Here is a 23,700-nt window from a genome sequence, read left to right as displayed (position 1 = left end):
TTACAGCGGGATGTTGCCGTGTTTCCGGTCCGGTTGGTCCTTCCGTTTCGATTCGAGCATCTCGAGGTCGTTGATGAGGCGGGGGCGGGTGTCCTGCGGTTCGAGGACATCGTCAACGAAGCCGCGCTCGGCGGCCGTGTAGGGATTGGCGAAGGCGTCCCGGTATTCGTCGATGAGCTGTTGTCGGCGAGCCTCGACGTCGTCAGCGTCGGCCAGTTCGTCCCGGTAGAGAACGTTGACCGCGCCCTTCGGCCCCATCACGGCGATTTCGGCGGTCGGCCACGCGTAGTTGACATCGGCGTCGAGATGCTTCGAGGCCATCACATCGTAGGCACCGCCGTAGGCCTTCCGCGTGATGACGGTCAAAAGCGGCACCGTCGCCTCGCTGTAGGCGTACAGGAGCTTCGCGCCGTGCTTGATGATGCCGTTGTGCTCTTGGTCGGTCCCGGGCATGAAGCCTGGAACGTCGACAAACGTGACAATGGGGATGTTGAACGCATCACAGAACCGGACGAACCGCGAGCCCTTCAGCGAGGCGTCGATGTCGAGCGTGCCGGCGTTGACGCGCGGCTGATTTGCGACGACGCCGACAGAACGGCCATCGAGGCGGCCGAAGCCGGTCACGAGGTTGCGGGCGTAGGATTCGGCGACCTCGAAAAAGGAGTCCTCGTCGACGATCCGGTCGATGACATCGACGATGTCGTAGGGCTTTTTCGGTTCGCTGGGGACGATTTCTTTTAGCTTTTCATCGCGGCGCTCGGGGTCGTCCCACGGCTCGACGCGCGGCGGGTCCTCGACGTTGTTCGACGGGAGATACGAAAGCAAATACCGGATATCGTCGAGGGCATCCTTCTCGTCGGCGGCCGAAAAGTGGGCAACGCCGGATTCCCCGGTGTGGGTGCTTGCGCCGCCGAGTTCCTCGAAGCCGACCTCCTCGCCGGTGACCGTCTCGATAACGTCCGGCCCGGTGATGAACATGTGGCTCGTGTCCTCGACCATGTAGATGAAGTCGGTAATCGCCGGCGAGTAGACCGCGCCGCCGGCACAGGGGCCCATGATGGCTGAAATCTGCGGGACAACACCCGACGCCTTCTGGTTTCGGTGGAAGATGTCGGCGTAGCCGGCAAGCGAGTCGATGCCCTCCTGAATGCGTGCGCCGGCGGAGTCGTTGAGGCCGATGATGGGCGCGCCGGTTTCGATGGCTCGGTCCATCACCTTACAGACCTTCTCGGCGAACGCCTCCCCCAGCGACCCGCCAAAGACCGTGAAGTCGTGGGCGAAGACGAAGACTTTCCGGCCGTCGACCTCGCCGTAGCCGGTGACGACGCCGTCGCCGTACGGCTGGTCGTCCTCCATGTCGAAGTTCGTACACCGGTGGGTCTTCAGCTGGTCGAACTCCTCGAAGGTCCCGTCGTCGAGGAAATACTCGATGCGCTCCCGCGCGGTCAGCTTTCCTTTCTCGTGTTGTTTCTCGATGCGTTCCTCGCCGCCCCCCAGCTCTGCGTCCCGCTTTTTCTCTCGGAGTTCCTCGATTTCATCGTCCATTGTCATAGGCCACCTTGGTCTGGAAACGAACAGCAACGAAAAAGGCGTTCCGCTATCGGAGCGGCGGCCGTATCAGGCCGACTCGGCTAGCAGTCCGAACTCGACGGCGAAGCCATACACGCTCAACACGAGCGTGAGGCCGACAGCGACGGTGACGACGGTTCGGACCCACCACAACCAGAACACGTCGAGGTTGCTGCCCGAGCGGCCCTTGAGCAGCTCGTCGAGGCTCTCTTCCGGGACCACCCACGCCACGAACAGCACGAGCAGGAACATTCCGAGGGGCAACAACAGCTCGCCGGTCACTTGGTCGTAGACCTCGAACGTGCCCATGTCGAGCGCTGCCGGAATACCGGCGACGAAGACGATGACACCGACGCCGAACGTCGCGACCCGTCGGTCGAAGCCGAACTCGTCGATGAAATACGAGACGATGACTTCGAGGATGCTGATAGCGCTGGACAGCGCCGCCACCGCGAGCGTCACGAAGAAGACAACGCCGACGATGGTTCCAAGCGGGATGTCGGCGAACGCGCCGCCGACGCCGATGAAGAACTCGCCGGCCCCGCCGTCGCCCGGCGTGGCGTCGATGGTGAAGAGAATCGGGAAGAGGATGAGCCCCGAGAGGAAGGCGATGACGGTGTCCAAAAGCGCAATTGAGCCACTGTCGACGAGCAGGCTCTGGTCTTCGCCGACGTAGGACGCATACGTTATCATCACGCCCATCCCGAGCGAGAGGGTAAACAGCGCCTGTCCGACCGCGGCCGGGAGAATCGTTGTCCACTCGGCCGCAAGCGTCGCAAAGTCGGGCGAGAGATAGTAGCGGTAGCCGTCGACGACGCCGTCGAGCGTCAGCGCGTACACCGCAAGCCCGGCAAGCAACAGCGCGATGGCCGGCACCATCGCCTTGACCGCGAGCTCGATTCCACGCTTGATGCCGAGCATCACGATACCGACCGTCACTGCCAGGAAGACGGCATGCAGGACGACGGCATCGTATCCAGTGGCGATTTCGAGGAAATACGCCTCCTCGCTGCCGAAGTACGCTCCCGTCGCGCTCCCGCCGATGTACCGCAGGACCCACCCGGCGACGACGGTGTAATACGAGAGAATGACGAAGCCGGTGACGACACAGACGGCCCCGATGGCCCTGAACCGCGATTTTCCGAGGGCATGGAAGGCCCCGATAGGGTTCCGTTGCGACCGGCGTCCGATGACGAACTCGACGAGAATCGCCGGGATACCGATGAGCAGCACACACGCGAGGTACATTATCAGAAAGGCCGAGCCGCCGTTCTGCCCGACCTGGAAGGGGAACCGCCAGATGTTCCCGAGCCCCACGGCGCTGCCGACCGCCGCAAGAATGAATCCGATACGTGTCGCCCACGTTTCTCGTTCCATTGGGTGACATTCGCCCGCCGCCTCACATAAGCGGCACGACACGGAGGCATTGTGACAGCACACAACAACCGTCGGCACGCGGGAGACGCCGGCTACTGTTCGAATCGGACGTCCGCCATCGGCCGGCAGTCGACAGGCACTTGCCGTCCCGCCGGGGAGTGCCGGTATGCGTCTCATCGCCCACCGCGGGTTCGCTGCCACCGCCCCCGAGAACACGTTGCAGGCGGTGACCGAGGCCGCCGAGGTCGCCGACGGAGTTGAGGTCGATGTCCGCCGCTGTGGGAGCGGCGAACTGGTTGTCATCCACGACGAGACCGTCGACCGGGTGACCGACGCGTCGGGTCCGGTGTCGTCGTTCACCCGCACAGACCTCGACGCGCTTGATGTACTCGACACCGGTGAGGGCGTGCCGACGCTCGCGGCGGTGCTCGAGGCCGTCCCCGCTCACATCGGCATCACGCTCGACCTCAAAGAGTCGGGAATCGCCGCCGATGCGGTCGCGCTGCTTTCGGAGACGCGCCAGCAGGTGACCCTCTCGTCCCGGTCCCGTGAGGTGCTTGCTGCCTGTCGGGACGCGGCACCGGAGTTGCCGCGGGCCTACATCACCGACGGCAGCGACGAATCGGGCACCGACGCCGTCGAGGTCGCCATCGACCTCGACTGTGCGTTTCTCCATCCCTCGCTGGATGTCGCGACCGAGCGCGTCGTCGCCGAGGCGCACCGCGCCGGCATGAGCGTCAACGCGTGGACGGTCGATACACCCGCTGACGCCGAGACCCTCGCTGAACGCGGTGTCGACGGCGTCATCGCCGACCGACCCGTTTCGCTCCCGGAGAGCCGCCAGTAGCCGTCGGCTTTCGAACGGCGAACCAGTTGCCGGTTTAGCTGAAAGTGAGGGCGCTAAGCCCCCGTCCTCAAGGAGCGAGGCGAAGCCGAGCGAGTAGGGCGGGGATACAGCGCCCGCACGAGTTACAATCGTTTCAATCAGAATCCTTAACTAATGATAATTCGTAGCAGGAGCCACGTCGCATGAAGTACAGTCCACGCTACCGACTCTTCCCAACCGAAGAGCAACGGCAGGCGATGGACTGGCAACGCGACACCGTACGACAATTATACAACCACGCGCTCAGAGAATTCAACAAAATCCCCGAGGACGCCGGAACGCTCCGGCAACGCGTCTGGATGGTCCGCGACAGTATCCCCGAACTGAAAGACTGGTGGCCCGACCTGAAGCAAGTCTACTCCACCGTCTTACAGAAAGCCGTCGAACGCATCCGCGACAACATCAACAGCCTCGGCGAACTAAAAGAACAAGGCTACGACGTGGGGGCGCTGAACTGGAAGGCACCACGCGAATTCAGGAGTTTCACGTACCGTCAATCCGGCTTCGAACTCAACAAGAAGAGTGGCCCCGACGGACACGCACTCCTTCAGCTAAAGAAACTCAAAGGCGAAAGTCGTGAGATACCAGTTCGACTCCACCGCGACCTCCCCGACCACAACGGCATCAAAGAGGTTGCGCTGAAAAAAGACGCAACGGGCGAGTGGTACGCGTCGTTCACCATCGACACCGACACCCCCGAGAAACCCGAGCCGGGCAATATCGACGCGGAAGACACGGTGGGCCTTGACCTCGGCGTCTGCAACTTCATCCACGATTCGGACGGACGCTGCGTTGACCGCCTCAACTTGTCAGGTGACCGCGAGCGACTCGAACGCGAGCAACGCTCGCTGTCACGGAAACAAAAAGGCTCGAACAACTGGGAGAAACAACGCCAACGCGTCGCCGAAGTCCACGCGCGGATGTCGAACAAGAAACAGGACTTCAAGCACAAACTCGCACACTTCTACACCACCGAGTACGACGCCGTGTTCGTCGAAGACCTCGACGTGAAGAGGATGCTAGAAAGCCAGCAGAACGCCCGGAACAAGGCCGAGGTCGGGTGGCGTGACTTCCTTACCATTCTCGAACATCACGGCGACAAGAACGGCTGTCACGTCGTCGAAGTCGAAGCCCGAGGCACCACGAAAGAATGCGCCGAGTGCGGGGTTGAAACCGCGAAACCGCTGTGGGTCCGCGAGCATTCCTGCCCAAGTTGTGGCTTCGAACTCGACCGTGATTGGAACGCTGCGTTGAACGTCCAACAACGCGGTTGGAATCGACTAGGAGTGGTTCACTCCGAAGCTACGCCTGCGGAGACTGCAACCGCTGTGGATACGCTTGCCGTATCTGCAAGTCGCGTCGTCGAAACAGGAAGCCCCTGCCTCAAAGAGGCGGCGCAAGCCGCCGAGTAGGCAGAGGTAGTTCACCTGGGCCGGTTCCGGTAATACTAACTCCGGGTCGAACGACCACTCAGGCGAGTCAGCGATGAAACTGCACGAGTACCAGGCGAAGGGTGTATTCGCCGATGCCGGGATTCCCGTCCCGGAGTCGACGCTCGCGTCGACCGTCGACGAGGCGGTCGAGGCAGCCGACGACATCGGCTACCCGGTCGCTATCAAGGCGCAGGTACAGGTCGGCGGCCGCGGCAAGGCCGGCGGAATCAAGCTAGTCGAAAACGCCGACGAGGCCCGCGAGGCCGCCGACGAGATTCTCGGCATGGACCTCAAGGGACTGCACGTCGACCGCGTTCTCGTCGAGGCCGCCGTCGACTTCACCGACGAACTCTACGTCGGCGTCACGATGGACCGCGCGGCGGGCAAGCCCGTCGCGATGGTTTCGACCCGCGGCGGCGTCAACATCGAAGAAGTCGCCGAAGAGGACCCGGACGCCATCGTCCGCGAGCACATCGACCCGGCGTTCGGCATGCACCCCTTCCAGGCCCGGAAGGCGGCGTTCGAGGCCGGCGTCGACCGCGCGGTCGCAAACGATGTCGCCTCGATTCTCACACAGCTCTACGAGCTGTGGGCCGACAAGGACGCCACCGAAATCGAGGTCAACCCGCTGATGGTCACCGATGATGACGAGGTCATCGCCGCCGACGCGGTGATGAACATCGACGAGGACGCTCTGTTCCGCCATCCCGACCTCGAAGAGATGGAGGAAGAAGCCGCGGGAGACGAACTCGAAGCCAAAGCCAACGAGTACGGCTTCGACTACGTCCGACTGTCGGGTAACACCGGCATCATCGGCAACGGTGCCGGACTCGTGATGACGACGCTGGATCTCGTCGACCACTACGGCGGCGAGCCGGCGAACTTCCTCGACATCGGCGGCGGTGCCAAAGCCGAGCGGGTCGCCAACGCGCTCGATATGGTTTTCTCCGACGACAACGTCGACTCAGTCGTCTTCAACATCTTCGGCGGCATCACCCGCGGCGACGAGGTCGCCAAAGGTATCAACGAAGCGCTCGAGCAGTTCGACGAGATTCCCAAGCCCGTCGTCGTGCGGCTCGCCGGCACCAACGCCGAGGAAGGTATGGAGATTCTGAACACGGACTTGGTGACGGTCGAAAAGACGCTGGAGGACGCCGTCCAGCGCGCCGTCAAATACGCGGAGGAAGAACAATGAGCATCCTCGTCGACAACGACACACGCGTCGTGGTACAGGGCATCACCGGCGGTGAAGGGAAGTTCCACACCGGCCAGATGCTTGAGTACGGAACCAACGTCGTCGCCGGAGCGGTCCCCGGCCGTGGCGGCCAGGAAGTCGAAGGCGTTCCAGTCTACGACACGGTCCACAAGGCTGCTCGTGAGGAAGACGCCAACGCCGCTGTCGTCTTTGTACCGCCGGCGTTCGCTGCCGACGCGCTCTTCGAGGCGCTCGACTCGCCGGTTGACCTCGTCGTCGCCATCACCGAGGGCATCCCCCAGCAGGATATGGCGAAGGTTTACCGCAAGCTCCGTGAGACCGACACGAACCTCATCGGTCCGAACTGTCCCGGCCTCATTACCCCCGGCGAGGCCAAGCTCGGCATCCTGCCGGGCAACATCTTCGCCGAGGGGAACGTCGGCCTCGTCTCCCGCTCCGGGACGCTTACCTACCAGGTCGTCGACAGCCTCACCCAGCGCGGTATCGGCCAGACGACCGCCGTCGGCATCGGCGGCGACCCCATCATCGGCACCGACTTCGTCGACGCCCTCGAAATGTTCGAAAACGACCCCGACACCGAGGCGGTCGTGATGTGCGGCGAAATCGGCGGCGAAGACGAAGAAGAGGCCGCCGAGTTCATCGGCGCGAACATGGACACGCCCGTCGCCGGCTTCATCGCCGGCCGGACGGCCCCGCCGGGCAAGCGGATGGGCCACGCCGGCGCTATCGTCTCCGGCTCCGGCACCGGCACCGCCGAATCGAAGATTAACGCCCTCAACAACGCTGGCGTGCCCGTCGGCGATACGCCGGAAGAAGTCGCTGACAACATCGAGTCCTTCCTGTAACGGCGTCGCTTCGCCGTCTCACTTTCCGCTTTCGCGACCGAAACTGTGGTATACAGCCGGCGGCATACCGCCGGGTATGCGGCAACACCTCTTCGGCCGGACACCGCGGCTGACGCTGTACTTCTGTGGGCTTGCGGTCGGGCTGTCGCTGCTCGTCGCCGGCGTTGCGGCCGCTCGGCTCAGCGTCGGCGGTGGAGCGCCGGGGGTCGGCTGGCCGGCCGTCGCAGTCGGTACGGCCGGAGGTCTCGTCTTGGCCTTTGTCGCCGGCTATCTGAACGGGGGACTGCTCGCCAGTTGGGCCTGCGGCCTCGTGCCGACCGCCGGGCGGCTCGGTGTGCCGCTGGCCGAGGGGACGTGGCTGGATGTCGCCGTCACTCTCGTGGGCTCGGCGGGCTATGGGGTCTTGCTCGGCGCGGCTGGCTTCGTTGTCGCCGTCGAGAAACACCGACGGGACGCACGCACCGCCGACCTCCCCGCGCCGCCGTCGCGCACGGCCGTTGTCGGTCTCACGGCGCTTTCGGGAGTACTCGGAGCCATCCTCGTCGGTTTCGGTGCCGTGCTGTAGTCGGTTCCGTCGCACACATCTGACGAAACCATCTGGCGAAAGGCCTACAAGCACCCGCGCGAAGGTCGATGTATGACAACGCTACTGTTCATCGGCGGACTCGGTCCGATGGAGATTGCGCTGATTGCTGGTGTGTTAGTCCTCCTGTTCGGTGCGAGCAAGCTGCCGGAGCTTGCCCGGTCGATGGGGACCGCCACCGGTGAGTTCCAGAAGGGCCGCGAGGAGGTCGAGCAGGAACTCCAAGAAATGCGCGACGGCGAGTCCACGACGGGTGACGAAACGGTCGACGACGACGAAGCCGACATCAAATCGGCCTCCGATGCTGCGTCCGAACCGGATGTCGAGACCGAACCGGAGACTGAGTCGGAGACCGAACCGGAGACCGACCCCGACGGCTCGAGCGCCTGAGTGTCCGGATTCCGTTTTGCTGCCGACAAAAAGGCCTATAACCGATACTCGGCTAGCTGCCGCTAATGATAGACCTGCTTCCGCTGCAGTTCGGCATCCCGGGCGGCATGGAGCTGCTCGTCGTGGTGCTCATCGCAGTCCTACTTTTCGGGGCGGACAAGGTCCCGAAGCTCGCCCGCTCGACCGGCGAGGCGATGGGCGAGTTCCAGAAGGGCCGCGAGGAAATCGAAGAGGAACTCGAAGAGGTAAAAGGCGGTAGCTCCTCGTCATCGCCACAGACGGCCGTCGACCGGGCTGTCGAGCAGACAAAGCGCGCTGAATCGGGGTCCGCCGGCGGCTCGACCGCGGCCGATACCGCCGCCGACGAGATGTCCAAATCGGATGACACGGAGAGTACTGACGCCGAAGCCGACGACAGCGACACCGATGACACGGCGGAGTCGGCCGAGGACGACGCCGATGAACCGGTCGACATCGCTGACGCCGAATCGAAGACGAACTGACCGTCGCATCCTTTCTGGGCGTGTGGCCAAGCGGACGACGGCGAGAGGTTCCTAACCTCTAGAGCGCGGGTTCGAATCCCGTCACGCCCGTCGTGTTCACGAATCGCCGTGCGTGATTCGGCGGGACTGTCGATTCGAGCCACGCGAGGCGAGCGAAGCGATGCCTCGCCATCGGGTTCGAATCCCGTCACGCTCGCCGCATTTCTTCTTAGCGACGCCGACCACAGCGTACTTGCCCGCAGGCACCGACTGCCACCCATGCGCGTGACCTTCCTCGGTACCGGCGCGGCGATGCCATCCGGCGACCGGTTCCAGACGGGGCTGCTGCTCGAAGACAGCGGCGGCACTGCCAGCCCGTTGCTCGTCGACTGCGGCAGCGGCGTCCTGCACGGCCTTGCACGGACCGACGGTGGATACGAGGCCCCCGGAACAGTCCTGCTCACACACCATCATCTCGACCACGTGGCCGACCTGTTGCCGCTGTTGAAGGCCCGCTGGCTGGCCGGCGAGACCGACCTCGAACTCGTCGGTCCTGCAGGGACGGCGGCACTTATCGAAGACCTGCTGTCGGTTCACGAGTACCTGCAGGGCCGGGTTGCTATCACCGTTCGAGAGCTGTCGGCGGGGTCGGCGACTGTCGCCGGCTACGATGTCACGGCCGTCGAAACGGACCACTCCATGGACGGACTCGCCTACCGGTTCGAAACGGACGACGCAATCTTCACGTTCTCCGGCGACACCGAACCGATAGACGAGATTGCAGCGCTGGCGGAAGGCTCTGCGGTGCTGGCCCACGACTGTTCGTTTCCCGACGGCGTCGATGTCGACAACCATCCAACGCCGTCCCGGCTCGGGGAGACACTTTCCGGCTATGATATCGGGCGGGTCTATCTGACGCATTTGTATCCCCACACCGACGGCCACCACGAGGAGATGGTCGCGGCTGTCGAAGACTGCTTCGACGGCGATGTCAGAATTGCCAACGACGGGTTGACGGTCTCTATCTCGGGCGTCTAGCCGTCGTTAGCTGAGCCGATAGCGGAGCAGCGCCGCGATACCGCCGAGGTTCGCCAGCTGCTGGCCGGGGTCGAACTCGTGTGAGAAGACGACGACCTCGCCACCCTGCTGTTCGACGTTCTCGATGATGTCGTTGACGTCGACCGCCCAGTCGCCCTCGCCGGCCCGCTCCTCGCGGAGCCGCTCGTCGAGAATCAACAGTGTCTCGATGGCTCCGAACTCCGCCGCCTCGGCGACCTCGTCGACGCCGTAGGCGGCCTTTTCGCCTTCGCCGATTCGCTCCATCAACTCGTCTATCAACTCTGCTTCCTTCGAGACGCGCGTCTCCGTCTGGATGCGGTCGACGGCCCCCCGTTTGAGCACCTCGTGGACGCCGCGGTCGCCGACGCTGGCGGTGTCGACGACCTGTATCTTCTCGGCGGCCTCCGGTGCGTTGTCCTCGATGTGTTCCAGTGCGTCCTGCTTCGTGAATCCGGGGCCGGCCAGGATGATAGCCTCGGCGTCCAACCGCCGCAAAATTGCCGCCAACTCCTCGAACAGCTCGTCACGGCTGCGGGCGTACTCGCCTTTACCGGTCGTGCCGGTTATCGAGGCGCGTTCCTCGACGCCGTACTGGGCGACGGTGTGGATGTGGGCCTGTCCCTCTTCAACAGTCGCGATGGCGACGTCAGGCTGTTCGGCCGCCTCGACGGCTTCTTCGAGCCGTTCGAGCTGGTCGACCTGCCAGACCTTCTCGACTGTGAGCTCGTCGTGTTCCTCGACGTTGAACGTGTGGTGAAACCCGAGTTGGTCCTCACGCGAGCAGTCGACGATGTCGCCGCCGACCCGGAGCCGGTTTGCGAACTTGGCGAACTCGACGTTGTTGACGTCTATCCGTATCCACATCGGCTCGCGTTCGCCGCCGGTGTCCCGCATCTTGTCGTCGTCGCGCTGAATCCGTCTGGTCGTATCCCCTGCGACGAGGTCTCCGGGTTCGAGTACGTAGGTGAGATGCCAGAGGTCGTCGAGGGTCTCGGGAACGAGCGTGATTCGCTCCCGACGGCCCTCGGCGGACTCGCGGTCGACAATGCGCATACCGACCCTGCGGCCGGCATCGGTAAGTGCTCTCCCATTCTCGGCCCGGGGCGCTACCCGTCGTTCCGCCGTATCGTCACGGACGAGGCCGGAACCCAGTCGCCTTCGGCCTCCTGTCCCCCGTTGGTGTCCCCGTTGCCGTTGTCTTCGCCGCCTCCATCGGATGCTGGGGCCTTGATGCGGGCAACCGCCGGCTCGGTGTCCGGCCAACGACCGGCGCGCGTGGTGTTTCTCCGTGTGGTCGCCCGCTTGGCACCAGCCTCCGCGACCCGCGTTACTGCCGGCGTTAGCTCGTTCCATGGGACCGGTCCGCCGTCGGGGTCGACGGGGTCCCAGCCCATCGCATCGCCGACGCCCTGGCCGTAGCAGTACCGGACCGCAACCGCGACCACGAACTGGAGGAGGAACCCAACGAGAATAATCCGTAGTAGGTAGGCGACGGGTAGCACGAAGAACTGTAGCGCGACCGAGACGAACCAAGCCGTGGCGTAATCCTCGGTCAGCGCCCCGGCAACGACTGCTCGGATATCGAACGCGGCTGAAACCCGGTCGGTGTACGCAAACCGGGCGACAGCGACGGGGAGAACGTAGAGCGCCCCCAGCAGGTACATCAGCGCAAAGACGGCGAGGAAGCCGACTCCCGAGAGGACACCGTCGACGACCGGCGTCGGCAGCGCGGAGATGGGTGCCGAAAGGTCGTTGCCGAGCAGTTGGACGGCCGCAAGCGGGGCCAAAATAATCGCTGCGGGCAACATGTAGGCAACGGAGATGCCGACTGCCGTCGCGCCGTCAGCAAGCAGCGCTCGCCAGTTCGAAAACGAGGGGGGCAAGGGAGCGTCCCGACCGATTGTCGTCCGGATGACACGGACGTAGTAGCCGCGGACCAGCAGCCACGGCAGCAGTCCGATGACCGCCACGAGCCCGTATGGCCACCCAAACTGCGTCATCGCAACGGCGACGAAGACGACTGCCAGCAGCGCGCCGCCGGCGAAGACGACCCGGCCGCCGTTTGGTTGCCGGGTCGGATACCCCATCGCCTCACGGAACATACCAACACTGAGGCGTCGCCGCCGTTTATAATACGGGGCTGCGGAACCGACCGTCCGTGTGGCGTAATTTAAGTTCCCCCGCCGGCTACGGTCGTTCTATGCTCCGCACCCTGCTTGGACTCCTCGTGACGCTGTTGAAGCTTCCGTTCAAGCTGCTCATGCTGCCGTTCAAGATAGTCTCGCTGCTTGTCAGCCTGCTCGTCTACACCGTGCTGTTGCTCGCTGCCGCGGGGATTCTCTACGTGTTCGTGCTGTAATTGTCGCTGCCGCGGTGCAGGTATGCCGCAACGAGGATGGTAAGCGCGACGAGAAAATCGAGACTGTGAGCGACGAGGTGGTGGACAAACATCGGTACGATATCGAAGACGGTCCCGAGCCCGAGCAGCGACCGGGCGACAAGCGCTCCGGTTGCGGCAGCCAACAGGAGATATCTATCGCTCCGGGTCCGAAGATAGGCCGCCACTCCGAGCGCAAAAAGCAGCATCGTCCCGAGAATCGCCAGCGCAATCGCACAGAGAAGTATCGGTGCGAGCTCCGGGCCGAGCCAGCTTCCGAGGTGGGATTTGAGACCGTTCATCTCTTTTGTCGCCGCATCCCTGTCGCCCGCCGCTCGCTCCGGACCCACACCGGACGTGAGCGGGGCAGCCGGGAGTGTGTGGCGCTACGGTCTCTTCTCCGGCCGATGTGGATAAGTGGCGTTTGGTGCGTTCGACGAACAGAGCGGCTATCTCGTTTCGTCGCCGCTTTCACCGTCGCTGTCTGCCTGTCCGGCTCCAGCATCCCGCCGCGCATAGAAGAATACGCCAATTCCGAGACAGAGCCACACGACGGCTCCGACCCGGATGGCGAAGTTGGCCCGCTGGCCCCATGTTGGTAGCTCGACAAGCAGCGACAGCGCCGCGACGACCGGTGCGCCGACGATAATCGTCAACACGAACGTCGTCTGCATCACCCACCCGTAGTCGACGCCATCGGGGTCGGTCGTCTCGACGCGAGTCGGCATTACCGAAACTCCGTCTGTCTCCGGGTAAGCAGTTACGGTTCCCGACGAACTGCAGTACCTGCCGGCGAGCGGTAGCTTCATCCGCTCTGGACCCACAGACCGTGACATGCGAGCGAAGGATATTCGCGCGAAGGCCGGCGACGAGCCGATTACGATGCTTACTGCCTACGACGCGCCGACCGCCGAGATAGCCGAGGCGGCTGGCGTCGATGTGCTCCTCGTCGGCGACTCGGTTGGCAACACGCGGCTCGGCTACGACTCGACGCTGCCCGTAACCGTCGACGAGATGGCGAGCCACACCGCCGCCGTCGCGCGTGCGACCGACGACGCGCTTGTCGTCGCCGATATGCCGTTTCTCTCCTTTGGAGCCGACGAGGCCGATGCTGTCGACAATTGCGGCCGGATGCTAAAGGAGGCCGACGCCGACGCGGTCAAACTGGAGTGTGGTCCCCACACCGTGTCGCTGACGAAGACGCTTTCCGACCTCGGAATCCCGGTACAGGCCCACCTCGGGCTGACCCCCCAGCGGGAAAACGAGACGGGGCTGTACCGGCAGGGGACCGACGAGGAGTCGGCGAACCGTATCCTCGAACTCGCCCGCGAACACGAGGCCGCCGGGGCCTTCTCGCTCGTGTTGGAACACGTGCCGGCGAACCTCGCGGCGTCGGTGACCGACGCGCTCTCGATTCCGACCATTGGCATCGGGGCCGGTCCCGACTGCGACGGGCAGGTACTCGTCGTCGACGAGGTTGTCGGCCTCGCTGAAGGGACGGCTCCGTTCTCGAAGCGCTTTGGCGACGTTCGCGGCGAGATGCGCGAGGCTATCGAAGCCTACACCGACGCCGTCGATTCCGGTTCGTTCCCCGGCGACGAGCACAGCCACTACGAGGACGACATTGAGGATATCTACTGACGGAACATATATTTCCCAACCGCTGGAGTTTCGGATGATGCCCTCCATTTCCAGACGACGCCTTCTCGTGGGCGGTGCCGCCGCTCTGGGCAGCGCCCTCGCGGGCTGTCCAAGCCCCACTCCCGGCGGCGCACTCGAAATGCACCCTGCCCCCGACGGCACCGCGGTCGCCGAGGCGGCAACACGTAGCATCGACCCCGAGCGGCACCGACGCGAGGCGGCCGTCCTCGATGCCGCGCTCGCGGACACCGCTGCCGTTATCACCGACGAGCGGCCGCCGCTTTCAGCCGACCGACCGGTGCTCTACGGAGCGACCGTCTACGATGTCTCGGTGACCGAGGGACCCACCGACCCCGTCGACCGCTATCTCGCCGTCGTGTCGCCGTCGACAAACGGACGGGACCGAATCGAGTACGAAGAACTTCCGTCTATCGACCGTATCGCTCTCGCCGACCTCAAACGCCACGAGGTAGAACTCGGCGATGCGGCGTTCGACGAGGATTTCGAGATGGCCTTCGACTACTATTGGTACGACGAGGCGGCGCTTTCAGCGTCAGTGCTCGTTCCCGACCCCGAATACGATGTCATCGTCGGAACGACCGCCTTCAATATCGCGCCGCAGGCCGAGACCGTGACGCTGACCGACTTCGAGTACAGCGCCACCGTCCGGAGCGACGACCCAGCCGCGTTCGGCGACCGGCTCGCAGCCGATGCAACGGTCGTGTTCGAGGGACTCTCCGACGACGAGCGGGCGCTCGTTGAAGATGCACTCGATGACGGCCGTACTGTCGTCGGGCTGGACAACGAGGCCTACGTTGCCCTCGGCGAACGGCTGCTTGCACACGACCCGATATACGAAACGAACAGGCAGGGCGAGTGGCTCGTCGAATACGACGGCGAAAACTACTGGGTGGTGCTCGACCCGGTCCGGATATCGGAACTCAGAGACCGGCTCGGGGACGGATAGCCCGGATTACTCCCACTCGCCGTCGACGATGTCCGGTTCGGCTTGGTGGGCCATGTTGACCTGATAGTTCGGCAGGTGGAGCGCGAGGTCCGTCGTGGTAATGATACCGATTGCGGAGCCGCCTTCGACCACCGGGAGCTTCTTGACCCCGTTGTGCCCCATTCGCTCGGCGGCCGCCTGCAGCGTCTCCGTCCGCCGGATTGTCACGACGGGGTCGGACATCAGCTCGGTGACCGGCGTTTCGGGGTCAAGCTCTTCGCTCACTGCGGTCACGATGTCGGATTCGGTGATGATACCGCGCAACTGCCCCTCGCCGACGACGAGCGAACCGATGCTCTGTTCGGTGAGTCGCGTCGCGGCGTCGGCCAGCGACGCATCCGGCGCGATTGTCTCCACCGGAGAGGTCATCAGCGATTCGACGTTGGTGTCGTGTTCCGCCATGGTTCGACCCACCGTCCGAACCGCAATAAGCCTACGCCCGCCCGCGGAGTGCTACAGCTCCTTGAGCGTCTTCAGATCCTGTTCGGTCCGGGTGAACTCCGAAAGCCGGCGGCTCGCATGACAGCCGGGACAGTGGAACGTCGTCGACGGCTCCGGGAGGTCGCTGGGTGATTTCTGCCAGTTCTTGCCGCACTCGGGACACAGCAGTCTGACATACGTTTCCATACTCAGCACAACGACGCCCCGTTATGAAAACCTTTGTTGCTGTCTGACGGCGTGGCCGCCGTGACCGGCCGCCGACCCGGACCACCCGTACGGGGACGATGGACGCCTACCGCTCTGCTCGCGCGGCGCTCAGGCGGTGGCGACTTCGCTGGCTTCGAGCAGCTCCTTGTACCGGTTGCGGATGGTGACCTCGGAGATCTCGGCGACCTCGCTGACCTCGGTCTGGGTGACCTTCTCGTTGCAGAGCAGCGAGGCGGCATAGACGGCGGCCGCAGCGAGGCCGACCGGCGACTTGCCCGAAATGACGCCCGCTTCCCGGGCGTTGTCGATGAGCTGTCGGGCGCGTCGTTCGACTTCGTCCGAGCGGTCGAGGTCGCTGACGAACCGGGGGATGTAGCTTTCGGGGTCGGCGGGCTGGACCTCGAGGTTCAGCTCCCGGATGATGTACCGATAGGTCCGGGTCAGCTCCATCCGGTCGACGCGGGAGACGTGCTCGACTTCGTCGAGGCTCCGCGGAACGTTGGCCTGCCGGGCCGCCGCATAGAGCGCGGCGGTTGCGACGCCTTCGATGGAGCGTCCGGGGAGCAGGTCCTCGCTGAGCGCGCGGCGGTAGATGACCGAGGCGGTTTCGCGGACGTTTTCGGGGAGGCCGAGCGCCGAGGCCATGCGTTCGATTTCGCCGAGGGCCTGTTTGAGGTTGCGTTCTTTGGAGTCGCGGGTGCGGAACCGCTCGTTCCAGGTGCGGAGTCGCTGCATTTTCTGGCGTTGGCGGCTCGACAGGGAGTTGCCGTAGGCGTCTTTGTCCTGCCAGCCGATGTTCGTCGAGAGCCCCTTATCGTGCATCATGTTGGTCGTGGGGGCACCGACACGCGATTTTTCGTCCTTTTCGGCGCTGTCGAAGGCACGCCATTCGGGACCGCGGTCGATTTCGTCCTCCTCGACGACGAGGCCACAGTCGCTACAGACGGTTTCGCCGTGCTCGGTATCCGCCTGCAGCCGGGCGTCACACTCCGGACACGTCGCTACGCCCTCGTTGCGCTCCGTCTCGTCGGTCTGTTCGGTCGTTTCGGTGCGGCTCTTCTCGGTGTAGGTTCGGATTCCGGTGTCACTCATGGTTGGATTGATGGGTCGGTTACAGCCGGCTCCGAGGGAGGAAAACCAAAGAACTCGGAGGGGCCTAACTCCTAATACAATGTTAGTCCGAAAGCTACTTAAACCTTTCGCCGAGCTGGCTCCCTAAAGCGGGGTGTTAGCCGCTCTCAGGCGCTAACCGGTATATCGCATCACGTGTGTGAACGTGTTCACACGGATGGTGGGTAATAAACGTTTCCTCACTGGGTAAACAGGTGACCGTCGGTCGGTACCTCAAAAATACCGACGCGCGCGCCGGCGTCCATCCAACCATGTCCGTATGAAAACGACGCCAAAGCGTTGACCGGGTCGTCGTTGTCGCGAAAATGTCGGCCGTCCTCCAGATACGATTGGGCCATCTCCCGAAACTCAACTGCCGCCTCATACAGCGGTGTTCCCTCCTGCGGTGCGATTTCGGCGGCTGCGAGCGCCTCCGCGAGCAGCCGCTCGTATCGGTCGGTTTTTTCCTCGAGGTCAGCGCTCATAGCCGATACGTCGGCCCGTCCTCGCAAAAGCCTCCCGTCACAGCGCGACCAACGAAATCAAAACTTGGTTTAACATTGTATTCGTTTCACCGGTTTCGCCGCTTTCCCTGTTCCCGTCTTTACGGCCGCTGTGGCGAACTCCCGGACGTGGTCCATGTGAAACCGAACCGATAGGGAAACGTTGAAACGGATGCCGAAAGACTGTGCGAACGCTAACAATGGAAATCGACGACATCGAGACCATCGCGGTGCTTGGGGCCGGTAACATGGGCCACGGCATCGCTGAGGTCGCCGCCCTTTCGGGGTATACGGTTAACCTTCGTGACATCAAAGAGGAGTTCGTCCAGGACGGCTACGAGCAGATCGAGTGGTCGCTCGAAAAGCTCGCCGAAAAGGACCAGATAACCGACGAGAAGGCCGAAGATGCCCTCGATAACGTCACGCCGTACGTCGACGTCGAGGAAGCTGTCGGCGACGCTGACTTCGTCATCGAGGCCGTCCCGGAGCAGATGGATATCAAGCAGGACGTCTACTCCGACGTCGAAGAGCACCTTCCCGAACACGCCATCGTCACCTCCAACACGTCCTCGCTTTCTATCACGGACCTCTCGGAGGTCACCGAGCGGCCCGAGCAGTTCGCCGGTATGCACTTTTTCAACCCGCCGGTGCGGATGCAGCTCGTCGAGGTCATCTCCGGTGAACACACCGACGAGGAGACGCTTGCGGTCACCGAGGCCCTCGCAGAGGACTTCGACAAGACGCCCGTCCGCGTCCGCAAGGACTCGCCGGGCTTCATCGTCAACCGCATCCTCGTCCCCCTGATGAACGAGGCCTGCTGGATGGTCAGCGAAGACGCCGCCACCGTCGAGGAAATCGACTCGACGACGAAGTTCGACATGGGCCTGCCGATGGGCTCGTTCGAACTCGGCGACCAGGTCGGCCACGACGTGACCTACCACGTCCTTGAGTATATGAACGATGTCCTCGGCGAGGCCTACGAGCCTGCGCCGTTCCTCGAAGAGCTTATCGAAGAGGAGCGCTACGGCAAGAAGTCCGGCGAAGGCGTCTACGACTACGAGGACGGCGACGGAGCCGACGTTCCGACCGACGCCGGCAGCGAGGCGATTGCCAACCGGCTCATCGCCGTGATGGCAAACGAGGTCGGCAACCTCGTCGGCAACGACGTTGCCGACCCCGCTGACATCGACGAAGCGGTCATGCTCGGTGCTGGCTTCCCGGACGGCCCGGCGAAAATCGCCGACGAGACCGGTCTCGACACGCTCGTCGAGACGCTCGAAGAGCTGGCAGACGAAGTCGACCACCCGCGCTTCGAAGTCTCCGACGGCCTGCGTGCGGCCGCTGACGAAGGCGGCTTCCACGGCGGCGACGACGATGGCGGCGTCGACTTCACCAACATCGAAATCACCTACCCCGGCGACATGGTCGGACAGATCGTCCTCGACCGTGAAGCCCGGATGAACACCATCAACGAGGACCTCCTCGACGAACTCTCCGAGGCCATCGACCTGCTGGAAGACGACGATGAGGTCCGTGCGCTGCTCATCACCGGAGCCGGCGACCGTGCCTTCTCGGCCGGTGCCGACGTTACCTCCATGGCCGGCAGCGCCGACCCGCTCGATGCCATCGACCTCTCCCGGAAGGGCCAGTCGACGTTCGGCAAGCTCGAAGAATGCGATATGCCGGTCGTCGCCGGCATCGACGGCTTCGCGCTTGGCGGCGGCTTCGAGCTTGCGCTCTGCTGTGACTTCCGCATCGCCTCCGAACGCTCCGAGCTCGGTACCCCCGAGCACAACCTCGGCCTGCTGCCGGGCTGGGGCGGCACCCAGCGGCTGATGCGTATCGCCGGCTTCGGCCGCGCGAAAGAGGTCGTCTTCACGGCCGAGCGGTTCGACCCCGAGACGATGTACGACTACGATGTCGTCACCGAAGTCGTCGACAACGAGGACTTCGAGGAGCGAGCCCACGAGTTCGCTGCCGACCTCGCCGCCGGACCGCCCATCTCCCAGCGACTCACAAAGCGAGCAATGCTCCGCGGCTGGGAAGACATCGATGCCGGCCTCGAAATCGAGGCGCAGGCCTTCGGTCACCTGATGGAGACCGACGACCTCATGGAAGGTATCACCGCCTTCATGGGCGACGGCGAGCCCGAGTTCGAAGGCAAGTAAGCCAGCGGCGCTCTCGTTTTCTTTTCGCCGGCTGCCAGCAGCGACGCGTTTATCCGCCGTGGCCGAGTTGCCCCGCCCGATGAGCGAACTCGGCCCGGCGATGCTGGACGACAACGTCGCGGCGCTCGTTTTAGCGGCGCTTCTCGGGCTCTTTCTCGGCCTCGAACGGGAGTGGTCGGATAAGGTCGCCGGCATCCGGACGTTCGCGCTTGTCAGCCTCATCGCAGCGGTGTTTACGATACTCGGCGAGCCGCTCTTGCTGTTCGTCGGTGCGGCCTTTGTCGTGGTTGTGGGCGTCATCCTCGGCATCCGCGGACTGGTCGGCCAGACGGAGACGCTCTCGCTTACCACTTCGGCGTCGTTGCTTGTCGCCTACGGCGTCGGGTCGCTTGTCGCCTCCGGCCACGTTCTCGAAGGCGTTACTGTCACTGTGGTCTCCTCGCTGTTGCTCGTATTGAAACAGGAACTCCACGCCGTTGCGGGGTCGCTGTCGCGACAGGAAGTCCGGTCCAGCACCGAGTTCGCTATCCTCGCGTTCGTTATCTATCCGCTCTTGCCGCCGGAGGAACGGACCATCGCTGTCGGCGATGCTGCCGTCGCTGTCGAACCACGGGTCGTCTGGCTCATGGTCGTCTTCGTTGCGGGCATCGGTATCGCCAACTACGCTATCGTCCAACTCTACGGCGGCCGCGGCATCGCCGTCACCGGCTTTTTCGGTGGATTCGCCTCCTCGACGGGCGTTGTCGGCGCGATGCTCGACCACGTCAGCCAGCAGCCCGATGCCTCCCGGTACGGTATCGCCGCCGTCGTCCTCTCGAACGCCGCGATGGCGATGCGGAACCTCGCTATCGCTGTCGTCTTCACAATCGGCGCGGGCGTGCTCGTTGAAGCGGTTATCCCGCTCGGTGCAGTCGTAGTCGGAGCGATTGTGGTTGCAGCATTCACCGCAGAGTGGTCGGAAAGCGTCGAGATGGACCTCGGTGCCCCCTTCACGCTCCGCTATGCCCTCGGTGTTGGGGGGCTCTTTCTCGTCGTGCTGTTGGCCGGTGGCTTCGCAGAGGCGCTTTTCGGCACCGAGGGGCTCTACGCCGCCGCGGCGATTTCGGGGCTTGTCTCCAGCGCCGGCGCGACGGCGTCGGCGGTCATCCTCTATTCGAACGGCCAGATCACGGCCGACCAGGCCGTCGTCGCCATCCTGCTCGCCTCCGCGGCGAGTATCGCGGTGAAGGCCGGGCTGTCGGCACTCTCGCCGAACCGGGAGTTCGCCCGGGGGGTTGTTGTCTGGAGCGCCGTTCTCTTGGTCGGTGCAGGGGCTGTGACCGGACTCGTCGTGCTGTTGTAGCCCCCGGCCGAACCTTCTTGTCGAAGCGCGTGTAATAGTCACACATGAACTGCCGAGTTGTCGTCGAAGCTGCGGTCCCAGTATACGACGTCGAAACGACCGACGAGGCGGTTCGCATCGCCATCTCGAAGACCGGCGAGATGCTGAACCCCGACCTCAACTACGTTGAAATCGACATGGGTTCCCGGTCCTGTGCGGAGTGTGGGGCCGACCAAGACCCGGCATTTATCGCAGCTGACGAAGGCCTCGTGGCGCTGGAACTGGAGATGACGGTGTTCAACGTCGAACGGGAGGAACACGCCTCCCGGATCGCACGCAAGGAAATCGGCCAGCGGCTCGAAAACATCCCGCTTGAGGTCATTGAGGTCGAAACGGTCGAAGAAGAAGACCTCGACGAGACAGCGGCAGACGACGAAGCCGCCGTCGAAGACGACGCCGACGAGCCGCCAGCGGCCGATGACGGGGCCACAGCGGGCGCGGACGGCGAGGACAGAACTGACGGCGGCCGCCGCACGGACGATGACGACGAGGTCCTGCCGGAGTTCGAGGAGCTAATTGACGAGTAACTGCGCGGTCGCTTTTTTTCACCCAGCGCTATCGTTGTCGGACGCGCCAGTTTGCGGGAGGTGACGTCGAGAGAAGCTCAGTCGGCAGCGGCGGAGACAGCCGTCTCCGTCTCGCTTTCCATCTCTTCGGTGATGCCGTCAGCCAGCGCAAAAACAGCCGCCTTGTGGTCGGTCTTCGATTTGTGGATCGATGTCGGCCGGACGCCGAGTTCGGTGTATTTAGCGTGTTCGACGTTACACTCTGCAATCTGCTCGTAGTGGTTGCATACCTCTGCAAGCAGGCCGTGGAGATGAATGAGCTCCTGCTTCTTCATAGTCATCTTCGCGTAACGACTGAGGGCATATAGTAGTATCCTGACACTGGTTAACACGTTTCTCCCGCAGGCGGCCTGTGCTGGCCGCTCACACGGGATTTCGTTTCCACAGCGGGCGTGGGGATGACCGTCGCGCCGTGAAACTTTTTTCCTCATGGGGGGGCAACCAGCGGTATGGGATACGAAGAGCAACTCGACCGAGCGCTCGAAGAGACGCCGGATATCGAGGGCACTGCCGCCCGCTTTTCGGTGCCCGACCCTGACGTGCGCCAAGAGGGCAACGCGACTGTCTACGAGAACTTCCAGCCGACAATCGACCGCCTCGACCGCGAGGAGTCCCACGTAATGAAGTTCCTGCAAAACGAGCTGGGTACAAGCGCCAACATCGACGAACGCGGCCGGCTCCGGCTGACCGGCGAGTTCCGCCAAGCCCGCGTCGAAGAAGCCATCAACGACTACGTAGAGGGGTACGTCATCTGTCCGGAGTGTGGTCTCCCCGACACGCGGCTTGAAAAAGAAAACGGCGCGGAGGTACTGCGGTGTGAGGCCTGCGGCGCGCGGTCGCCCGCCGGCAACTGATACGGATACTGTCGGCTGCTCGAATCGGCACGCGAGCGCTTTTTCTCAGTCGTCGCTGCCAGCCACGCCGGCTTCCGGCTGGTCGCCGCCGACTTCGGGGCGCGCAATGTCCCGGTCGGTCGGCTCGCCCTCGATATCGTAGGGGTATTCCCCGGTGACACAGCCCAAACAGAGGTCGTCTTCCGACTCGCCGAGCGCCTCGGCGACTGCGTCGACGGAGAGATACGAAAGCGAGTCAGCCGCGATTTCCTCCCGAATCTCTTCGACGTCCCGGCCGGCGGCGATGAGCTCATCACGGGAAGCCATGTCGATACCCATGTAACAGGGGGCAACGATGGCAGGCGCGCCGATGCGCATATGGACGGATTCGGCACCCACGTCCTTCAGCAACTCGACAAGCTGCGTTGAGGTCGTTCCGCGAACGATAGAGTCGTCGATGACAGTGACCGTCTTGCCTTCGATGACATCCTTGATGGGGTTGAGCTTCAGCCGGACGGCCCGCTCGCGGGCGTCCTGTGTCGGCATAATGAACGTGCGGCCGACATAGCGGTTCTTCATGAGCCCCTCTGCGAACTCGACGTTCGTGCCGTCCTCCTGGGCGGCCTCGGCGTACCCCGATGCGAACGCCCGACCGGAGTCCGGCACCGGAACCACGACATCGCTTTCGACGCCAGCCTCCTCCCAGAGCTTCCGGCCGAGTTCGCGGCGGACATCGTAGACGAGCTTGCTGTCGATGCGCGAATCGGGTCGGGCGAAGTAGACGTGTTCGAAGAAGCAGTGGGCGCTGTTTTCGGCATCGACGAGCTGATAGCTGTCGTATCCGCCCCCATCGTCGTCGAGGACGACGAGCTCGCCGGGATTGACATCCCGGACGAACTCTCCGTCGAGGACATCGATGGCCGCCGACTCGGAGGCGAGTATGTAGCCGTCGTCGAGTTCACCGATACAGAGCGGCCGGTTGCCCTGTGGGTCCCGAACCCCGAGGACGGTGTCGTCGTGGGTTATCGTCAGCGAGTAGGAGCCGTGAATCCGGTTCATTGTCCGCTTTACCGCACGAATCAGGTCCTCTTCGAGGAGGTTCCGCGCGAGGTCGTGGGCGATGACCTCGGTGTCGCCGTCGCTTGTGAAGGCGTGGCCGCTTGCGGCGAGGTCCTGCCGCAGTTCGTCGGCGTTGACGAGGTTCCCGTTGTGGCTCAGTCCGAGCGACCCGGACTTGAACGACACCGAGAACGGCTGTGCACAGGAGGAGTTGACGCTGCCGGCCGTCGGGTAGCGAACGTGGCCGATACCCGTCGGGCCGTTCAGCGAATCGAGGTCGCCTTCCTCGAAGGCGTCCCCAACGAGGCCCATCTCGACGTGGCTGTGCTGCTGGAAGCCGTCGTGGGTAACGATGCCGGCGGACTCCTGTCCGCGGTGTTGCAGCGCATACAGCGCGTAGTATAGCGGTCGCGCGGCGTCCCGCCCATCCAGCGAGACTCCGACGACGCCGCATTTTTCGGTCGGTTCGTCCGAGTGCCGCCCGTCTGGCATGGGCGTCTCTCGAACGTCCAGCGATAAAAACCCACTCCATCGTGAGTGACACCGCGGTAAATATGGCCCTGAATAT

General features: G+C 63.8%; 27 protein-coding genes and 1 tRNA gene. 16 read left to right on the top strand and 12 right to left on the bottom strand.

The features are described 5' to 3' along the window. Nucleotides 1-1,551 (bottom strand): acyl-CoA carboxylase subunit beta, encoded by a 1,551-nt coding sequence (locus NP_RS10785; RefSeq protein ID WP_011323889.1) that lies wholly within the window; start codon nucleotides 1,549-1,551, stop codon nucleotides 1-3. A gap of 66 nt (nucleotides 1,552-1,617) precedes the next feature. Further along, a complete protein-coding gene (locus NP_RS10780; RefSeq protein WP_011323888.1) occupies nucleotides 1,618-2,946 on the bottom strand; it encodes a sodium-dependent transporter in 1,329 nt (442 codons plus the stop codon). 166 nt (nucleotides 2,947-3,112) lie between these two features. On the opposite strand from NP_RS10780, the gene NP_RS10775 reads away from it, so the two are divergent. From NP_RS10775 to NP_RS10735, 9 genes are all read left to right on the top strand, one after another. Beyond that, complete coding sequence (locus NP_RS10775) at nucleotides 3,113-3,793, top strand: glycerophosphodiester phosphodiesterase (RefSeq protein ID WP_011323887.1); 681 nt, start codon at nucleotides 3,113-3,115, stop codon at nucleotides 3,791-3,793. Nucleotides 3,794-3,975: 182 nt separating this feature from the next. Beyond that, nucleotides 3,976-5,244, top strand: a complete 1,269-nt coding sequence (locus NP_RS10770; protein ID WP_011323886.1) for an RNA-guided endonuclease InsQ/TnpB family protein — start codon at nucleotides 3,976-3,978, stop codon at nucleotides 5,242-5,244. Between the two features lie 73 nt (nucleotides 5,245-5,317). Further along, on the top strand, nucleotides 5,318-6,460 hold the full coding sequence (sucC, locus tag NP_RS10765) for an ADP-forming succinate--CoA ligase subunit beta (protein ID WP_011323885.1): 1,143 nt from the start codon (nucleotides 5,318-5,320) through the stop codon (nucleotides 6,458-6,460). After that, a complete protein-coding gene (gene sucD, locus NP_RS10760; RefSeq protein ID WP_011323884.1) occupies nucleotides 6,457-7,326 on the top strand; it encodes a succinate--CoA ligase subunit alpha in 870 nt (289 codons plus the stop codon). Before sucC ends, sucD begins: the two co-directional genes overlap by 4 nt. Before the next feature lie 76 nt (nucleotides 7,327-7,402). Next, nucleotides 7,403-7,891 (top strand): hypothetical protein, encoded by a 489-nt coding sequence (locus NP_RS10755; RefSeq protein WP_011323883.1) that lies wholly within the window; start codon nucleotides 7,403-7,405, stop codon nucleotides 7,889-7,891. Between the two features lie 72 nt (nucleotides 7,892-7,963). Beyond that, nucleotides 7,964-8,299: a twin-arginine translocase TatA/TatE family subunit gene (locus tag NP_RS10750; RefSeq protein WP_011323882.1), complete on the top strand. Its 336-nt coding sequence runs from the start codon at nucleotides 7,964-7,966 to the stop codon at nucleotides 8,297-8,299. A gap of 65 nt (nucleotides 8,300-8,364) precedes the next feature. Next, nucleotides 8,365-8,802, top strand: a complete 438-nt coding sequence (gene tatA, locus NP_RS15165; protein WP_011323881.1) for a twin-arginine translocase TatA/TatE family subunit — start codon at nucleotides 8,365-8,367, stop codon at nucleotides 8,800-8,802. A gap of 16 nt (nucleotides 8,803-8,818) precedes the next feature. Then, a tRNA-Arg gene (locus NP_RS10740) sits at nucleotides 8,819-8,892 on the top strand. Nucleotides 8,893-9,060: 168 nt separating this feature from the next. Next, complete coding sequence (locus tag NP_RS10735) at nucleotides 9,061-9,819, top strand: MBL fold metallo-hydrolase (RefSeq protein WP_011323880.1); 759 nt, start codon at nucleotides 9,061-9,063, stop codon at nucleotides 9,817-9,819. Nucleotides 9,820-9,825: 6 nt separating this feature from the next. On the opposite strand, the gene NP_RS10730 is transcribed toward NP_RS10735, so the two are convergent. Both NP_RS10730 and NP_RS10725 read right to left on the bottom strand, forming a co-directional pair. Continuing rightward, nucleotides 9,826-10,893, bottom strand: coding sequence for an mRNA surveillance protein pelota (locus tag NP_RS10730; protein ID WP_011323879.1), 1,068 nt, complete (start codon nucleotides 10,891-10,893; stop codon nucleotides 9,826-9,828). 53 nt (nucleotides 10,894-10,946) lie between these two features. Continuing rightward, nucleotides 10,947-11,942 (bottom strand): DUF4013 domain-containing protein, encoded by a 996-nt coding sequence (locus tag NP_RS10725; RefSeq protein WP_011323878.1) that lies wholly within the window; start codon nucleotides 11,940-11,942, stop codon nucleotides 10,947-10,949. 98 nt (nucleotides 11,943-12,040) lie between these two features. Here NP_RS10725 and NP_RS14615 point away from each other — a divergent pair, with 98 nt between their 5' ends. Beyond that, nucleotides 12,041-12,199, top strand: a complete 159-nt coding sequence (locus NP_RS14615) for a hypothetical protein (RefSeq protein ID WP_011323877.1) — start codon at nucleotides 12,041-12,043, stop codon at nucleotides 12,197-12,199. Here the strand turns inward: NP_RS14615 and NP_RS10720 are convergent. Further along, nucleotides 12,181-12,567, bottom strand: coding sequence for a DUF7471 family protein (locus NP_RS10720; RefSeq protein ID WP_232503971.1), 387 nt, complete (start codon nucleotides 12,565-12,567; stop codon nucleotides 12,181-12,183). The genes NP_RS14615 and NP_RS10720 overlap by 19 nt on opposite strands. A 99-nt stretch (nucleotides 12,568-12,666) precedes the next feature. Continuing rightward, nucleotides 12,667-12,945 (bottom strand): DUF5822 domain-containing protein, encoded by a 279-nt coding sequence (locus tag NP_RS10715; protein WP_011323875.1) that lies wholly within the window; start codon nucleotides 12,943-12,945, stop codon nucleotides 12,667-12,669. A 106-nt stretch (nucleotides 12,946-13,051) separates the two neighbouring features. On the opposite strand from NP_RS10715, the gene panB reads away from it, so the two are divergent. Together panB and NP_RS10705 are read left to right on the top strand one after the other, a co-directional pair. Further along, nucleotides 13,052-13,858, top strand: a complete 807-nt coding sequence (gene panB / locus NP_RS10710) for a 3-methyl-2-oxobutanoate hydroxymethyltransferase (RefSeq protein WP_011323874.1) — start codon at nucleotides 13,052-13,054, stop codon at nucleotides 13,856-13,858. 37 nt (nucleotides 13,859-13,895) lie between these two features. Next, the gene (locus NP_RS10705; RefSeq protein WP_049939668.1) at nucleotides 13,896-14,825 is read left to right on the top strand and encodes a hypothetical protein; all 930 of its coding nucleotides are present in this window, start codon (nucleotides 13,896-13,898) and stop codon (nucleotides 14,823-14,825) included. Between the two features lie 6 nt (nucleotides 14,826-14,831). Here NP_RS10705 and NP_RS10700 read toward each other — a convergent pair whose 3' ends face one another. From NP_RS10700 to NP_RS10690, 4 genes are all read right to left on the bottom strand, one after another. Beyond that, a complete protein-coding gene (locus tag NP_RS10700; protein ID WP_011323872.1) occupies nucleotides 14,832-15,266 on the bottom strand; it encodes a CBS domain-containing protein in 435 nt (144 codons plus the stop codon). Nucleotides 15,267-15,317: 51 nt separating this feature from the next. Continuing rightward, nucleotides 15,318-15,491, bottom strand: coding sequence for a DUF7836 family putative zinc-binding protein (locus tag NP_RS14800; RefSeq protein ID WP_011323871.1), 174 nt, complete (start codon nucleotides 15,489-15,491; stop codon nucleotides 15,318-15,320). A gap of 129 nt (nucleotides 15,492-15,620) precedes the next feature. After that, entirely contained in the window at nucleotides 15,621-16,604 is a 984-nt protein-coding gene (locus NP_RS10695) for a transcription initiation factor IIB (RefSeq protein ID WP_011323870.1), read from the bottom strand. A 218-nt stretch (nucleotides 16,605-16,822) separates the two neighbouring features. Next, nucleotides 16,823-17,107, bottom strand: coding sequence for a DUF357 domain-containing protein (locus tag NP_RS10690; RefSeq protein WP_011323869.1), 285 nt, complete (start codon nucleotides 17,105-17,107; stop codon nucleotides 16,823-16,825). Nucleotides 17,108-17,325: 218 nt separating this feature from the next. Between NP_RS10690 and NP_RS10685 the strand changes: the two genes are divergently transcribed. The 3 genes from NP_RS10685 (at nucleotide 17,326) to NP_RS10675 (ending at nucleotide 21,201) form a co-directional block, all read left to right on the top strand. Next, nucleotides 17,326-19,293 (top strand): 3-hydroxyacyl-CoA dehydrogenase/enoyl-CoA hydratase family protein, encoded by a 1,968-nt coding sequence (locus tag NP_RS10685; RefSeq protein ID WP_011323868.1) that lies wholly within the window; start codon nucleotides 17,326-17,328, stop codon nucleotides 19,291-19,293. 79 nt (nucleotides 19,294-19,372) lie between these two features. Beyond that, nucleotides 19,373-20,635 carry an MgtC/SapB family protein gene (locus tag NP_RS10680; RefSeq protein WP_011323867.1) on the top strand — a complete coding sequence of 421 codons (1,263 nt, stop codon included), beginning with the start codon at nucleotides 19,373-19,375 and terminating at the stop codon, nucleotides 20,633-20,635. A gap of 44 nt (nucleotides 20,636-20,679) precedes the next feature. Further along, complete coding sequence (locus tag NP_RS10675; RefSeq protein ID WP_011323866.1) at nucleotides 20,680-21,201, top strand: DUF555 domain-containing protein; 522 nt, start codon at nucleotides 20,680-20,682, stop codon at nucleotides 21,199-21,201. 77 nt (nucleotides 21,202-21,278) lie between these two features. Here NP_RS10675 and NP_RS10670 read toward each other — a convergent pair whose 3' ends face one another. After that, entirely contained in the window at nucleotides 21,279-21,515 is a 237-nt protein-coding gene (locus NP_RS10670) for a UPF0058 family protein (RefSeq protein ID WP_011323865.1), read from the bottom strand. A 174-nt stretch (nucleotides 21,516-21,689) separates the two neighbouring features. On the opposite strand from NP_RS10670, the gene NP_RS10665 reads away from it, so the two are divergent. Next, a complete protein-coding gene (locus tag NP_RS10665; RefSeq protein ID WP_011323864.1) occupies nucleotides 21,690-22,094 on the top strand; it encodes a translation initiation factor IF-2 subunit beta in 405 nt (134 codons plus the stop codon). 45 nt (nucleotides 22,095-22,139) lie between these two features. Here NP_RS10665 and purF read toward each other — a convergent pair whose 3' ends face one another. Continuing rightward, the gene (gene purF / locus NP_RS10660) at nucleotides 22,140-23,624 is read right to left on the bottom strand and encodes an amidophosphoribosyltransferase (RefSeq protein ID WP_011323863.1); all 1,485 of its coding nucleotides are present in this window, start codon (nucleotides 23,622-23,624) and stop codon (nucleotides 22,140-22,142) included. Nucleotides 23,625-23,700: the final 76 nt, after the last annotated feature.

It is taken from the genome of Natronomonas pharaonis DSM 2160 (genome assembly GCF_000026045.1).
Classification (GTDB): domain Archaea; phylum Halobacteriota; class Halobacteria; order Halobacteriales; family Haloarculaceae; genus Natronomonas; species Natronomonas pharaonis.
This window is presented reverse-complemented; position numbering and strand designations above follow the sequence as displayed.

Excerpts from the sequence above, each read along its gene's own strand:
- sucC (WP_011323885.1), top strand. The coding sequence starts at position 5,318 with ATGAAACTGCACGAGTACCAGGCGAAGGGTGTATTCGCCGATGCCGGG.
- NP_RS10685 (WP_011323868.1), top strand. The coding sequence starts at position 17,326 with ATGGAAATCGACGACATCGAGACCATCGCGGTGCTTGGGGCCGGTAAC.
- NP_RS10670 (WP_011323865.1), bottom strand. The coding sequence starts at position 21,515 with ATGAAGAAGCAGGAGCTCATTCATCTCCACGGCCTGCTTGCAGAGGTA.
- NP_RS10680 (WP_011323867.1), top strand. The coding sequence starts at position 19,373 with ATGAGCGAACTCGGCCCGGCGATGCTGGACGACAACGTCGCGGCGCTC.
- sucD (WP_011323884.1), top strand. The coding sequence starts at position 6,457 with ATGAGCATCCTCGTCGACAACGACACACGCGTCGTGGTACAGGGCATC.
- NP_RS10750 (WP_011323882.1), top strand. The coding sequence starts at position 7,964 with ATGACAACGCTACTGTTCATCGGCGGACTCGGTCCGATGGAGATTGCG.
- NP_RS10730 (WP_011323879.1), bottom strand. The coding sequence starts at position 10,893 with ATGCGCATTGTCGACCGCGAGTCCGCCGAGGGCCGTCGGGAGCGAATC.
- tatA (WP_011323881.1), top strand. The coding sequence starts at position 8,365 with ATGATAGACCTGCTTCCGCTGCAGTTCGGCATCCCGGGCGGCATGGAG.
- NP_RS14800 (WP_011323871.1), bottom strand. The coding sequence starts at position 15,491 with ATGGAAACGTATGTCAGACTGCTGTGTCCCGAGTGCGGCAAGAACTGG.
- NP_RS10735 (WP_011323880.1), top strand. The coding sequence starts at position 9,061 with ATGCGCGTGACCTTCCTCGGTACCGGCGCGGCGATGCCATCCGGCGAC.
- NP_RS10715 (WP_011323875.1), bottom strand. The coding sequence starts at position 12,945 with ATGCCGACTCGCGTCGAGACGACCGACCCCGATGGCGTCGACTACGGG.
- purF (WP_011323863.1), bottom strand. The coding sequence starts at position 23,624 with ATGCCAGACGGGCGGCACTCGGACGAACCGACCGAAAAATGCGGCGTC.
- NP_RS10775 (WP_011323887.1), top strand. The coding sequence starts at position 3,113 with ATGCGTCTCATCGCCCACCGCGGGTTCGCTGCCACCGCCCCCGAGAAC.
- NP_RS10695 (WP_011323870.1), bottom strand. The coding sequence starts at position 16,604 with ATGAGTGACACCGGAATCCGAACCTACACCGAGAAGAGCCGCACCGAA.
- NP_RS10755 (WP_011323883.1), top strand. The coding sequence starts at position 7,403 with ATGCGGCAACACCTCTTCGGCCGGACACCGCGGCTGACGCTGTACTTC.
- NP_RS10780 (WP_011323888.1), bottom strand. The coding sequence starts at position 2,946 with ATGGAACGAGAAACGTGGGCGACACGTATCGGATTCATTCTTGCGGCG.
- NP_RS10770 (WP_011323886.1), top strand. The coding sequence starts at position 3,976 with ATGAAGTACAGTCCACGCTACCGACTCTTCCCAACCGAAGAGCAACGG.
- NP_RS14615 (WP_011323877.1), top strand. The coding sequence starts at position 12,041 with ATGCTCCGCACCCTGCTTGGACTCCTCGTGACGCTGTTGAAGCTTCCG.
- panB (WP_011323874.1), top strand. The coding sequence starts at position 13,052 with ATGCGAGCGAAGGATATTCGCGCGAAGGCCGGCGACGAGCCGATTACG.
- NP_RS10725 (WP_011323878.1), bottom strand. The coding sequence starts at position 11,942 with ATGTTCCGTGAGGCGATGGGGTATCCGACCCGGCAACCAAACGGCGGC.
- NP_RS10785 (WP_011323889.1), bottom strand. The coding sequence starts at position 1,551 with ATGACAATGGACGATGAAATCGAGGAACTCCGAGAGAAAAAGCGGGAC.
- NP_RS10705 (WP_049939668.1), top strand. The coding sequence starts at position 13,896 with ATGCCCTCCATTTCCAGACGACGCCTTCTCGTGGGCGGTGCCGCCGCT.
- NP_RS10700 (WP_011323872.1), bottom strand. The coding sequence starts at position 15,266 with ATGGCGGAACACGACACCAACGTCGAATCGCTGATGACCTCTCCGGTG.
- NP_RS10665 (WP_011323864.1), top strand. The coding sequence starts at position 21,690 with ATGGGATACGAAGAGCAACTCGACCGAGCGCTCGAAGAGACGCCGGAT.
- NP_RS10675 (WP_011323866.1), top strand. The coding sequence starts at position 20,680 with ATGAACTGCCGAGTTGTCGTCGAAGCTGCGGTCCCAGTATACGACGTC.
- NP_RS10690 (WP_011323869.1), bottom strand. The coding sequence starts at position 17,107 with ATGAGCGCTGACCTCGAGGAAAAAACCGACCGATACGAGCGGCTGCTC.